This window comes from Salinispora goodfellowii, from assembly GCF_059570675.1.
The window spans coordinates 19,513-31,524 of record NZ_JCANTD010000041.1; the positions used below are offsets into that span (position 1 = coordinate 19,513).

The 12,012-nt window shown below is 67.1% G+C and carries 17 protein-coding genes and 1 pseudogene; 9 read left to right on the top strand and 9 right to left on the bottom strand.

Annotated features, from left to right (window positions below):
• Positions 1–3 precede the first annotated feature (3 nt).
• The 8 genes and pseudogenes from T398_RS24070 to T398_RS24105 all read left to right on the top strand — a co-directional run bounded on the left by T398_RS24070 (position 4) and on the right by T398_RS24105 (position 5,857).
• Positions 4–2,145 (top strand): hypothetical protein, encoded by a 2,142-nt coding sequence (locus tag T398_RS24070; RefSeq protein WP_496450147.1) that lies wholly within the window; start codon positions 4–6, stop codon positions 2,143–2,145.
• A 471-nt stretch (positions 2,146–2,616) separates the two neighbouring features.
• Positions 2,617–2,772 (top strand): hypothetical protein, encoded by a 156-nt coding sequence (locus T398_RS24075; protein ID WP_496450148.1) that lies wholly within the window; start codon positions 2,617–2,619, stop codon positions 2,770–2,772.
• A pseudogene (locus T398_RS24080) lies at positions 2,741–3,393 on the top strand (peptidoglycan-binding domain-containing protein). The gene T398_RS24075 and the pseudogene T398_RS24080 overlap by 32 nt, the downstream one beginning before the upstream one ends.
• Before the next feature lie 26 nt (positions 3,394–3,419).
• A complete protein-coding gene (locus T398_RS24085; RefSeq protein WP_496450149.1) occupies positions 3,420–3,743 on the top strand; it encodes a hypothetical protein in 324 nt (107 codons plus the stop codon).
• Positions 3,740–3,994 carry a hypothetical protein gene (locus tag T398_RS24090; RefSeq protein ID WP_496450150.1) on the top strand — a complete coding sequence of 85 codons (255 nt, stop codon included), beginning with the start codon at positions 3,740–3,742 and terminating at the stop codon, positions 3,992–3,994. Before T398_RS24085 ends, T398_RS24090 begins: the two co-directional genes overlap by 4 nt.
• 110 nt (positions 3,995–4,104) lie before the next feature.
• Positions 4,105–4,476 (top strand): hypothetical protein, encoded by a 372-nt coding sequence (locus T398_RS24095; RefSeq protein ID WP_496450151.1) that lies wholly within the window; start codon positions 4,105–4,107, stop codon positions 4,474–4,476.
• 23 nt (positions 4,477–4,499) lie between these two features.
• Positions 4,500–5,576 (top strand): hypothetical protein, encoded by a 1,077-nt coding sequence (locus T398_RS24100; protein WP_496450152.1) that lies wholly within the window; start codon positions 4,500–4,502, stop codon positions 5,574–5,576.
• Positions 5,573–5,857, top strand: a complete 285-nt coding sequence (locus T398_RS24105; RefSeq protein WP_491639336.1) for a hypothetical protein — start codon at positions 5,573–5,575, stop codon at positions 5,855–5,857. The genes T398_RS24100 and T398_RS24105 overlap by 4 nt, the downstream gene beginning before the upstream one ends.
• A gap of 192 nt (positions 5,858–6,049) precedes the next feature.
• Here the strand turns inward: T398_RS24105 and T398_RS24110 are convergent, their stop codons facing one another.
• The 7 genes from T398_RS24110 to T398_RS24140 all read right to left on the bottom strand — a co-directional run bounded on the left by T398_RS24110 (position 6,050) and on the right by T398_RS24140 (position 9,721).
• Entirely contained in the window at positions 6,050–6,472 is a 423-nt protein-coding gene (locus T398_RS24110; RefSeq protein WP_496450153.1) for a hypothetical protein, read from the bottom strand.
• 120 nt (positions 6,473–6,592) lie between these two features.
• Positions 6,593–7,702: a methyltransferase domain-containing protein gene (locus T398_RS24115; RefSeq protein WP_496450154.1), complete on the bottom strand. Its 1,110-nt coding sequence runs from the start codon at positions 7,700–7,702 to the stop codon at positions 6,593–6,595.
• Complete coding sequence (gene tgmB / locus T398_RS24120) at positions 7,699–8,643, bottom strand: ATP-grasp ribosomal peptide maturase (RefSeq protein WP_496450155.1); 945 nt, start codon at positions 8,641–8,643, stop codon at positions 7,699–7,701. Before tgmB ends, T398_RS24115 begins: the two co-directional genes overlap by 4 nt.
• Positions 8,644–8,737: 94 nt before the next feature.
• Positions 8,738–8,884, bottom strand: coding sequence for a hypothetical protein (locus tag T398_RS24125; RefSeq protein WP_496450156.1), 147 nt, complete (start codon positions 8,882–8,884; stop codon positions 8,738–8,740).
• A gap of 149 nt (positions 8,885–9,033) precedes the next feature.
• Entirely contained in the window at positions 9,034–9,171 is a 138-nt protein-coding gene (locus T398_RS24130; RefSeq protein WP_496450157.1) for a hypothetical protein, read from the bottom strand.
• A gap of 119 nt (positions 9,172–9,290) precedes the next feature.
• A complete protein-coding gene (locus T398_RS24135) occupies positions 9,291–9,521 on the bottom strand; it encodes a hypothetical protein (protein ID WP_496450162.1) in 231 nt (76 codons plus the stop codon).
• A complete protein-coding gene (locus T398_RS24140; protein ID WP_496450158.1) occupies positions 9,521–9,721 on the bottom strand; it encodes a hypothetical protein in 201 nt (66 codons plus the stop codon). The genes T398_RS24135 and T398_RS24140 overlap by 1 nt, the downstream gene beginning before the upstream one ends.
• Before the next feature lie 165 nt (positions 9,722–9,886).
• On the opposite strand from T398_RS24140, the gene cutA reads away from it, so the two are divergent.
• Positions 9,887–10,210, top strand: a complete 324-nt coding sequence (gene cutA / locus T398_RS24145) for a divalent-cation tolerance protein CutA (protein ID WP_496450159.1) — start codon at positions 9,887–9,889, stop codon at positions 10,208–10,210.
• Here the strand turns inward: cutA and T398_RS24150 are convergent.
• Both T398_RS24150 and T398_RS24155 read right to left on the bottom strand, forming a co-directional pair.
• A complete protein-coding gene (locus T398_RS24150; protein WP_496450160.1) occupies positions 10,164–11,387 on the bottom strand; it encodes a helix-turn-helix domain-containing protein in 1,224 nt (407 codons plus the stop codon). The genes cutA and T398_RS24150 overlap by 47 nt on opposite strands.
• 316 nt (positions 11,388–11,703) lie before the next feature.
• The coding region (locus T398_RS24155; RefSeq protein ID WP_496450161.1) for a transposase at positions 11,704–12,012 on the bottom strand (309 nt) is incomplete at its 5' end.

The following is a 12,012-nucleotide window of genomic DNA, read 5'->3' on the forward strand; positions in this document are numbered from 1 at the left end:
GGTATGGGCTGGGCTGACGGTGACCCGCTTCAGGTGCGAATCCGCGTCGCTTTCGGCGCTGACCTGTCCGCCGAACCCGCCACCTGGTCATGGACCGACCTGACCGCCTACTGGTGGGCATCGGATCCGATCGAGCTGGAGTGGGGGCGCCAGTCCAGCGCCACCCGGCCCGAGTCGTCGACATGCGCGCTGACCCTACGCAACAGCGACGGACGGTTCACCGTCGAGAATGCGGCTCCGCCGTACTGGCCACACGTGCGTACGTGGACACCAGTCAGTGTGGACGTGGAACTGGGTGATGGGACTGGGTGGCACAACCGTCACTCCGGCTACGTGCGGAGCTGGTCGGTGACCTGGCCGGGCCGCTCCGGCAAGCTCGCGGTGGCACGCATCGAGTCGGTGGGCATCCTCGGGCGGCTGGGGCGCGGGTCCCCGCCGACCCGTTCACCGATGAACCGGATAGTGGCCTCCATCAGTAGCGGACTGCTCGCCTATTGGCCATGCGAGGACGAGGCCGATGCGACGCAGGCGGCATCCGGTATCCGGGGTGCAGCGCCGATGCGAGTCGCCGGGAACGTGAGGTTCGCCGCCGGGAACGTGGATGGGGGCATCCAACGGCACGGCACCAAACCCCTTCCGCTACTAGCCGACGGCGGCACCCTGTCCGGTCGGACGCCGGCCGGCACCAGCAGCCCTGTCGCCTGGACGCTGGAGGCGTTCTGGCAGACGGGAAACCCGGTGGGCGAGGTTGTCCTGCTGCGATGGACCACCCCCGCCGGGACGTTCGTGCGCTGGGACTATGTCGACGATTACAACGACGTCTACGGCACCTATCTGGTGGCCTACACGGCGTCAGGGGCACCGACAGTCCTCTGGAGTGTGCCGACGAGGAACCTCGGGCCCTTCCATCTCGGGTTTTCCGCCGTCCAGAACGGCGGGTCCATCGACGTGACGGTCAGGACAGGGCGGTGGCGCATAGGGTCGGCAACCGTTACCGGCACCCTGGCCCGGATCGACACCATCGCGCTCAACCCCGACCAGCGCGTATTCGAGTCCGTCGGCCTCGATTTCGTCGTGGGGCATCTGCGGGTGTGGGACAGCCCGACGTCGCCACTCACGTACCTGTGGGTAAACGCCCACCCAGGCGAACAGGCGCACCTGCGGCTGGCCCGGCTATGCGCCGAGGACGGCATCGTCCTGTCAGTGCCGACAGTCCCCGATGACGGCGCGACTGCGATGGGCATACAGCCAGACGGCACCCCACTCGATCTGTACCAGCAGTGCGAGCATGCCGACCTTGGCATCATCTACGAATCCGGGCACGGGTTGGCGTACCTGCCTCGCTGGTCCCGATACAGCGCCCCGCCCGCTCTGATCATCGATGCCGCCGACCGGCAGCTCGGCGGCCAGCTCACTCCAGCCGCCACTGACCAGCAGCTGCGTAATCACTGGACAGTGACACGCATCGGTGGCTCCAGCGCAGTCGCCGCCGACGAGGACTCGATCACCCAACGGGGCCTGATTCCGTCGAGTTTGCGACTTAACCTGGCGTCGGATGACCAGCTGCAGGGTCACGCCGACTGGCGGCTATGGATGTACGGGCAAACAGGTACCCGGTATCGCCTCACCGTGCCACTGCACACCCGCTCGGGGCGGGCGCTGACCGCGGACTGGGTGGCCTGCCAGCCCGGGTCACGGGTACAGGTTGTCAACGCCCCCTCTGCGGCGAAGACCGACGTTATCGACCAGACCATCGTGTACGCACGGGAGACGATTAGCGGCCGACGCAGTTGGTGGGCAGAGCTGGCCACCGAACCCGCCGACCGCTGGGAGGTCGGCGTTTGGGACGACCCATCATTTCGGTGGGACTCGCGCACCACCACCCTGATCGGCGACCACAACGCTACAGGCACATCGATTAGGGTCACAGTCGCCGCCGCCCAAGACATATGGTCGACGACCGCAATACCCTACGACTGGCTCGTCGGCGGAGAACGCATCACCGTGACCAGTATGAGCACGCCCAGCGGTTCGGGTCCGTGGACCCAGACCGCCAATGTTGTCCGCGCGGTCAACGGGGTTAGCAAACCGCAAGCGGCCGGCACGCCAGTGCGTCTGGCCGACGCGAAACGATGGGGGCTGTAATGGCAGCGGGAGACCGTGCCTACTGGTCAGACGTCTTCGGACGGCCGCTGTGTCTCATGACAACCACAGCCGCGGAAACCATTCCTCACGCCACGTACACGCAGGTGCCGCTCACTACCGCCAGTGAGGACACGGATGAAATGGCGAGCATAATCGGCGGTGGAATCTATTGCAGAACGGCTGGCCTCTATCGGGTAGGTGCCGCAGTCGGCTTTACTCTCCAGGCCACTGGGTCGCGCGCTCTCGTCGTGTATCGCGACGGCACTGCGGCCCGCGTCGGAGTCGCAGTGCCGGCCACGCCATCAGGGATTAGCCCTCGACTGTCAGCGTCCGGACTCATCAGGCTGACTGTTGGCGACTACCTCGAAATATTCGTGTGGCAAAACAGCGGCGGGCCGCTATCGCTCTACAACCAATTCGGATTCGCAGCCGTACTCGAAGTCGAATGGGTGCCCCCATGCAAGGAGCAAAATGCAAACCACCGATCCGCACCCAATCCCGGACGAGAATCCGGAGCAGCACATCGGACCTGAGACCCCGGATCCATGGCTCGACCCCGCCCAGACCGACTGGCCAGAACTGGAGGTGAACACCGATGGCATGGATGGTGGTACCGAACTTGGATGAGGCCCGTGATCAGCTGAACCGGCGGTTCCCTAAGCGGGACACCAGGTCGGATGGCTCGATCGGGGACACCTCGCACCAGAGCTCCTCGTCGAGCCACAACCCGGACCGGACCGGTCGGGCGGAGTATCGCGATGGCGACAGCCTCGACGAGGTGCGGGCCCGGGATTTCGACGCCGACCTGCGCGACCCGGGCGGGCTCACGATGGAGCAGGTCGTGCAGCTGCGGACACGGTGCGGGGGACGGACTGGCGGCTGGACCTGCTCGCCGGGACGGCACCGGTGCGGCCGGCTCCCGGGCCGGCGGTGGCGTTCCCTCTGCCGGGCGGCTACTACTTTGGTCCCCGTGATGGTGGTAACCGGTCCGTGTCCGGCTACTTCCGCCGCCGGTTCAGGGGCCGCACCGACCTGCAGTGGCTGGCCACCTGGACCACGCAGCTAGTCCGCCGCGGCTGGCCCGCCGGCAAGGGCCGCCGGTACCTGCGCACGGCCGGCAATGACGGGCTATACGGCCCGGAGTACCGGGAGCTAATCAAGGCGTTCCAGGCCGACCAGGGCCTCACCCGGGATGGGCTGCTGGGCCGCAAGACCTGGGACGCGGCGTACCGAAACCCAATCACCTGACCGGCTAAGCACATCAGGAGCCCGCAGTGGAGACACTGCTCTACATCTCGGCGGTGATCGCCGCCGTCGGCGCCGCCGCCGAGGTGCTGCGCCGTGCCGGCCGCGGGACGCTGGCGACCAGCCGCAAGCTGGCCAGGCTCGCGGACGACCTGCTGGGCGAGCCAGGCCGCCCCGGCCTGCCCGACGGGCGCCCCGGGCTGATGGACCGGGTCGGCCGGATCGAGCGCCGTCTGGACGCCCTGGAGGAGCTGCGCCCCAACGGCGGCAGCTCGCTCAAGGATCAGGTCGGCCGGATCGCCGAGCAGGTCGGCGCCGACACCACCCCCAACCGCACCCAGGAGGATCGATGACTCACGACTACCTGATCTCACTCATCCGCACCGCCGTCCCCGCCGGGGTTGGTGCCCTGCTCGCGTGGCTGGCCTCGCGGGCGGGGGTCGTCCTCGACGCCGACTCGTCCACCGCGCTGACTGCTGGCGTGGTGGCGCTGGCGATGGCCGGCTACTACGCCCTCGTCCGGGTGGCCGAGGCGCGGTGGCCGTGGCTGGGCGTCCTGCTCGGCACGCCGGCCGCGCCCCGGTATGAGGTGCCGGCCCGGTAGGGCGTCGATGCGGTGCTGGGGGTACTCGGCGTCGCCCCATGCCGATGTTGTTCCCCTGCGAGCCGAGTTCGGGACAGATCGGGACAGTGCTCAATTGCTATCGTCGCGGCATGGCGGGGATCAACAAGCACGGGCGGAAGCCCAGAGACATGTCCACTGAGGAGCAGGCACAGGCCGAGCGGGATGTCAAAGGCGCCGTCGCCGACCTCCAGGAAGCCGCTTACACCAACCTCCGCAATGCTATCGCCAACGTAGCGATCTTTTTCGGCTTCGTTGGTGTCTTCGCCGTAGCGGTCGGCGTAGCCGACGGGCTACGTCTGGGCCCCATGATTGCCCTTGTTCTCGCTGGACTAGGCGGCGCGGCCTACTACCCAGCACGGCGGCGCGGGAAACTCGCCGTGCGGCTACTCTTGGCAGCAAGCGCGCTCGTAGTGATCGGGCTGGCCGGACTCGTCCTCATGGCGATGGTGGCGGAAGGGTGAGCTTATCCGTTGAGCCAGCCGCCTTGACGAGCTACGCGCGGCAACTGGATCGCGCCAGCGCCGACGCTTCCGCGATCGCTGGATTCGTCAAAACCCACGCCAAAGATGCAATCGGTGGTGAGCTGATCGCCATCGCCGCTGAGGGACACCGGGCCGCTGTCACCGTCGTCTCCGACACTTTTGTACGACTAATCACCCTGCTGGACCAGTCCAGTGCGGAACTAACTGCCGCCGCCACTTACTACATACAAACAGATCTTACGGTCGCTGCCAATCTAGATCGCACCTTGCCGGGTGCCATACCGTGTCAACCTCCCACCGTGGTGGAGCAGGACCTGGCGGCGATCGCCTGTCCACCGCCGCCCTTTACCGACATGCGAGATGTAACCGGTCATCTCACTCCGCCGCCCGCCCCGGACACCCCGCCAAACGTCCTGAGCTGGATGGACTACCTCAGCCCCACATCCTGGGCGATGGAAGGCTTTAACGTCGTCTTCGGCTTCAACCCCATCTCCTATCTTCAGGAGCGCATGTTCGGCAACTGGGAAGCCCTCGCTGCCATGCAACCAGTCCTCGCCAACGCAGGGTCCGCACTGCACGACTTGGCCCTCAACACCCAAACCGGAGCCAACCGCCTCCGGCAGATGTGGCAGGGCCAAGCGGGAGAAGCTGCCTCCAGCTACTTCACCCAGCTTGCCAGCAGCGTTTCCGACCTGCGCGGACCGCTGGGTGACATCGGCCACGAGTACAAGGTGATGTCTGATTCTGTCTGGTCAGTAAACGAAGCCCTTGGCGGCATCGTCAAAGGACTCGTTGACTCCGCCATCATCGCCGGCATCGCCGCCGCAGCCGGCACGGCCACCTCAGCAACGGGCGTCGGTGCTGTCCTCGGCTACGGCGTTGCCGCAGCCGAGGTCGCCTACATGCTCAAGCTATGGGGCCAGGCCACCCAGCTTTACCAGCACGCTACCGCCGCTGTCCTCGCGTTCCGCTCTGCCCTCACGCATCGGCTCGGTGACCTAGAGTCCGCCTCGCTACCCGTGCTGCCTGCTGGCAACGGATACGACCACCCCTTGGCCTCGGCCGGAGTCACACGATGAGCGACCTTGACGACGTCGCAGGCGGCGATCCCCACCGCCTTAGGGCACTGCGCGACAGCCTCAGCCAGCTTGCTGACAGCCCAAAACGCGAACTCCGCGAACTGGCACGTGCCGTCCTCACCGGCGAGATCGACCTACGGACAGCGGCACTTAGCAGCGCTTACGCACCGGCACTCAGCGACGCCTTTGACACGTTCTGGACGCACTACAGCAAATTATCCTCGGGCGAACGCAGCGAACTGGAAGCCAGCGCCTATAACGATCCTCCCTCTACCAGGTAGACCGGGGAGGGTCCCCAACAGCGTGAGCGCACCTGGCCTACGGGCCGGGGGCGCCTCGTCGCGTGCCGGGCTGGTCCTTCTTCGCTAACGGCCTGTAGACGACAAGCGCCCCGCCTGGCCTCACGGCCGGGCGGGGCGCTTCGTGCTGTCTGGACGCCGGACGTGAAGCCAGGCGGGATTTTGTGATGTCCATCAATCTGGTACTGCGGCGGCGAACTCCGCGGGGGCCGCAGCGTTCAGGCTGGCGACCGCCCACCGGTCGCCCTCCACCACAAACGCCCCGATCTCTCTCATTGAGTCAACCCACCCCGATTGAGCCCCCGGGGCGAACACAGCAACCGTCACCTCATCGCCGCCCATAGTGCAGGCGCCCATCTCGTACCGCCCTGGGTCAAGTGCGATCTGCTCTCCGCCGTTGCATCCGGCGGACCACATGAGCGCCACCACACCAAACACCGTGGTCTGTGCTGCCGGGGTCGGCGCTTGAGGGCCCCACGTCACGGGATCCGTGCTGTTGCTGCCCTGGGATGCCTGGGAAGTGGCTAGGACTAGCCAACTGAGCGCCAGGCCGACGAGGACGCCAATCAAGGATGCAGCTAGGTCCCGGCGCACCATCGCTCCCCTCGTCGGTGGACTGCCGCCACAGCAGCGATCACGATTCGTGTGCGGGTCACCACCGCACCGTATGCCCGGCCGTCAAACCAGGCCGCCATGTCCGCCGGAGGGTCAAGCTGGTCATGGGGTGAGGCTCCATCGCTGTGCGCCAGACGGGCTATCCACCCACAGCGTGTGATGACCTTCGTCGCTTACTGTGAGGCCGAGTTGCTCAACCTCGGGCCGGCCGGCTCGGACCCAACGGCGGTACGCGTTGTGCACATCTCCCCAAATGCGCCCTACCTCGGTTAACTGTCCGCGCCCGACTCGCGCCCAGGACCCCGCGCGGTTGGCGTAGATGTGCTCTGCCTGGTCGCCGGTGCCATCCGGCCCGGGGATCGTGATCTGCACGATCCCCGGACAGTGCAGGTGCAGCCAGGCCACGAAACTGTCGGCCCTCAGGTCGGATGGGGCGTCTACTGGGCTCCCGTCGTGAAGGGCCGCAGGGTCGAACGCGGCGTCGGGGATCATCGCCGCCGCGGGGTCGGCCCGGGAGTTCATGAAGGCCGCCCGGGACAGGAACCGGCCTGAAGCTGTCGCGCCGTGCTGGTCGCGGTGGAACGCGACGAGTCCGAGGCCGAGGTTAGCGACGATGACGCCCCCTGGTGTGCACTGGCGCAGCCACACGGATGGAACGCGGTCGGTGCCGTAGGTGGCGATGATCCGGTCGTATGGCCCCTGCTCGGGCCAGCCTGCCGCGCCGTCACCGACGCGCACCGTGGGGTGATAGCCGGCTCGCGCGAGGGCAGCGGCAGCGGTGACGGACAGGGCCTGGTCGTACTCGACCGTATACACCCGGTCGTCGCCGAGCCGATGGCACAGCAAGGCAGCGTTGTAGCCGGTGCCGGTGCCGACCTCCAGCACGGTGTGACCCGGGCTGACATCAAGCGCCTCAAGCATGATCGCCATGACAGACGGCTGGCTCGATGCGCTGGTGGCAGTCCCGGACGAGTCGACCTGGGTCACCAGTGATGTGTCGGAGTAGCAGACAGCTAGCCAGTGGTCGCGCTGCCCGGGGTCCGTGCTGTCGAGCCGTTCTAGGCCGGCGTTGGTGCGGTGCCAGCAGGTGGGGACGAACAGGTGCCGCGGCACCTGCTCGAACGCTGAGATCCATGCCGGCGACCGGAGGGCACCGGCGGTGGTGAGTTTGGCAGCCAGCTCGTGTCGGGGCCCTGCCGTCGGGTCGATCATGTACGCTCCCTACTCAGCTCGGCGGCTATCGCTGCGGCGATCGGTAGGCCGGTTTCCTGCTCGATCCATCCCCACTGCCCGTTCGGGTTGATCTCCAGGAACACCCACTCGCCGTCAGGTCTAACGATGAAGTCGAGCGCCCCGAAGCGCAGGTCAAGCGCGGCCATGAACCGGCGGACCGCCGCATCCACCCGTGGTGGGACGGTGATGGGCTGGTAGGTCAACGCGTCGTAGTCCGAACGCCAGTCCAAAGCGGCGGCGTCTGAGTGGGTATCGATCCGCGCGGCAAACAGCGCCGGGCCGGCAACGGTGAGACGCACCTCGTACGCCTTGGGCACCTGCTCTTGGAGTAGGTGGGCGGTGTGGGCTATCCCGGGGTCGCCCGCCTGCTCGGCCGTCACGGTGCTGGTGGTGTGCAGTAGGCCCGCCCGTTTCGGACTCCCGGCCAACGTCTTGTAGATCACCCCGTCGGGGCAGGACTCCGCGAACAGGCGAGAGGCAGCAGGCACGTTGGTGATGATCGTTCGGGGAGTCGTCAGGCCCGCACGGTGGGCTGTGGCGAGTTGTCGTGGCTTGAAGTCGGCGGCGGCCACCCGGTCGGGGCGGTTGACCCACACCGCCGGTAGCGCCGTGAGGACGCCCCCGAAGCCGTGCAGCGCCTCGTCGTACGCCCACGCCCGCTCACCGTCGGACATGTCATCGGGCAGCACGAACTCGGTTGGCCGCCGGTAGTAGACGGCAGTGATATCGGACAGCCGCACGGTCTTGTGCTTGCCGCGTAGGGCTCCGATCCAGGCACCGTCCCAGGTTGCGGACAGGTGCAGCCGCTGGGGGAAGTCGGCGGTGTCAAAGCGCACGACCTCTGCGCCCGCATCGTGGAGATGTTTGATCACCGGGTCCACGGTGATGTCGAGAGGGTGGGTGAGGATGAGGACTGCCATGTCCGTCCTTCCGAGAGTGCGGCGGGGTGGCGGGCGGCGGCCCGCCACGTAATGACCGTGGCGGGCCGCCCACTGCTGGTCAGTCCTTGTCGTCTCAGAGCTGGCCATCCTCGCGGGTCTGCCGCACGGTCGCCGCGAGTGGGCCGCCAAGCTCGGCGTACGGCACGCCGTTGACGGTCGCGACCTGGAGGACGTCGTCGTAGGCAACGCCGGTCAGGTCCAGGACGTTGCCGGCCGGCATCGGCCGATGCCTGACCGAAACCGAACGACACCGGTGCTGCCGGGGCGACGGTCGGAGACTCAGTACGCGGACCTCGGTGCAGCCGCAGCGGGGCGGAACTCAACATGATGCTTCCTTCCGTTCACCGGCCGCCGTGTGCGGCCGGTCGTCTACTGGTTGTGCGGCACGACCCCGTCGCATCTGACGTACAACTGGCGACGGCGCACCGCAGTGCCCGCGTCGTTCAGCTCGTAGCCCTCCAGCCACAGCCAGCCCTCGTAGGTCGGCCGATCAAGGACCCGGATCACCCAAACCGTGATCGGGCGAACGAACTGCGGAGAGGCACGTCGGTCCAGGCGGATCGCGTCCCCCACCCGTAGCCTGCGGCCGGGCGCCGCCGGCCTAGCTGCGGCCTGAGCCATAGCCGTCAACGCCTACTCCCGGCGCGTTCCGGGGGCGCCCAGTTGCCCTGCCCGACCGAGGCGAGGTAGTCGTAGGCGGTGTCGGTGGGTAGGCATGGCCAGGCGGATCCGCAGATCGGGCACCGGTCCACCCGCGGCCAGTGTTCGATGATGATCCGCCGGGCGGACAGGATCATCCGGTTACGTAGCTGCACCGTCGACAGGCTGGCCGGGCGGGGCCGGGCGTGGGTGCCCATCACCGGCGGTTGGCCCGCTGCTGGGCGAGCGGGGTCATCAACGGCCGGCGGTCGAAGATGACCGTCGGCTGATTGTGCAGCGGGGAGTAGGCGCCGGCCCGCGCCGCGTACCGGGTGGCGGGGCCGACTGCGTCCAGCCGTGCGGGACGACGAGGATGGGCCAAGCTCACGGAACGCAACTTAGCCAACCACGCACGCATTGCTACCTCCCAAGGAGAAGTCACGGCGGCGTGGTACCCCGCGCTGGCACTCGGTTACGTTGCCGCCGTCCTCACCCTTTCCGTATTGGCGGTCGTGGTCGAGAAGTGCGGTGTCCGCTACTTGTCCGTGCTGTCCGCGGACACCGACGGGCTAGAGTGCGCCAGATGAGTGACTACGTGCAGGTATCGACGGCTGCGCCGTCCCGTGAGGCCGCTGTAGAGCTTGCCCAGCAGGCCGTAGGACAACGCCTTGCCGCTGGTGCTCAGGTTGTGGGGCCGGTGACATCGGTGTTCTGGCACCTTGGAGAGCAGGGAGTAGGTGAGGAGTGGCAGGTGCTGCTGTACACCACCCTGGGCCGGTATCCCGAGTTGGAGACGTGCCTGCATCAGGCGCACCCGTGGACGAACCCGCAGGTAACGGCGGTGCCGGTGGTGGCGGGGGCTACCGGCTACCTGAATTGGGTGTCGAGGACAGTCGATGATGCGTAGGCATCTCGGAAGCCAGCGAGCGTAACTCGGCGACGCACGGCAGTGCGGCGTGTGGCTCTAGGCGGCCGAGGATCTCATGTAGTCGTTGTCCTGGCCGGATTGAGCCCACGCCAGCGGCGAGCCGGGCCACAACTGAAGCCGTTGCGCACGCGTGCTCGACCTCGTTGGCGTCGAGGTAGGCGTCGGCCAGCCACGACAGATACAGGGACTTGTCGCGGGCCTGCGTGTCGTCAAACCCCGCCAATGCTCGTTCGAGCACGGGGATGGCCCGCAGAGGCCGGTTCAACACGGTCCAGCATCGTCCGGCCATGATGTCGCCCTCGACCCGGTCGACCCACCACACCCAGTCAGGTTCTGGCCGGTCGTCATGTTCCGCGAGATAGGCGGTGCCCTGGTCCAGATGCTGCTGAGTTTGGGCCGCATCACCAGTAACGGCATATGCCCATCCGGCGCGCAGGTTCAGCAGTGCCCGCACTCCGGGCGTTGCCGTGTCGGCCTCGGCGCAGCTGGCGGCAGCCGTCGCAGCGGCGGCAGGTTTGCCGAGGTCTAGTTGCTGATATGCCAGGAACGCCAGTGCGTTGCCGGTGAGCGGCGGGTTGTCTGCGTCTCGGGCGGCAGCGAGGCTGGTGCGATACAGCCTGTCGGCGTCGGAGTGCCGACCGGCGTCGAACGCCGCCCAGCCGGCGAGTTGGGCTTGTTCCGCGAGGACCGCTAGGAGTTGCTGGCCCGTGGCTTCGCTGTAGGAGCCGTCTTTGATGAGTTGGGTCGTGGAATGGACTTCGGCGGTGTACAGGTCGTGGGTGTCGGCGCCACCGAGGTAGTTGTCCAGCCGTCGGAGGCGAGCGGTCCGTTCGGCAATCTGCCCAGGCGTGGCGGCACCAACTCGCCGGCCATGTACAAGCAGGGTATGGGGAAGGGCAGCAGCAAGGCCGGCCGCGATTACAAACCCGCGACGTCCGATAGCAGGCCCAGCGGAGGTAAGGGCCACGAGTTCCCCTTCCGCGCCGAGCGCGTCGTCAACGCGTTGGGCGCCGGCTTTGGTAGGTGGCTTCACGCCGGTTTCCAGCTCGTGCAGGTACGTCTTTCCGTAGAAGGTGCACCTGGCCAGGCCGCGTAAGGAGATCCCCCGATCCTGGCGCAACTGGCGCATCCGTTCGGAAAGCGACAGGTCACTCATGACAACTCCCAGGTAGAGGACTGGGTGACGGGCCGCCGGCCTCTACCCCGGCGGGCCGCCGTCATCGACGGTACTCCCCGCCCGCACGTCACGCCGCCATCCGGCGGTGTGGTCGTTCCTGGCGCGTCGCGCCGTACGAATTCCCGTACGCCCGCACTCCTGGAGCTGCCTGATTTCGTCTCAGCCTGTCCGTGTCGGACATTCCATTAGTCGCAAAAGGCGCAAATACCATTAACTATCTTTACTTGTCGATTGTGGAACCGCTATTACCATTAGTCGCCTAGTGCTGTGACCACGAACGTTTGCGGTGTTGGGGTCAGGCTGCTCGGGTAGCTGGCTGGCCCCAGCGTCGTTGTCGTTCGCTGCGGATGCGGGCGCGTTCTCGGCGTTGGGCGGCCAGGACGTCGGGGTGGCGGGCGTTGGCGTTGCGCCAGCGCAGGTAGGCCTGCAGCCGCCGGGTCAGCGCGGGGTGGTTGGGGTGGTTCGAGCCGGTGATGACGAAGGTGCGCAGCGGTCCGAACTGGGCCTCGATGGGGTTGGCCCAGGAGGCGTAGGTCGGGGTGAAGCAGAGCTCAACTTTGTTCCGTGCCGCCCACGTGCGGATCTTGCGGCACTTGTGTGCGGA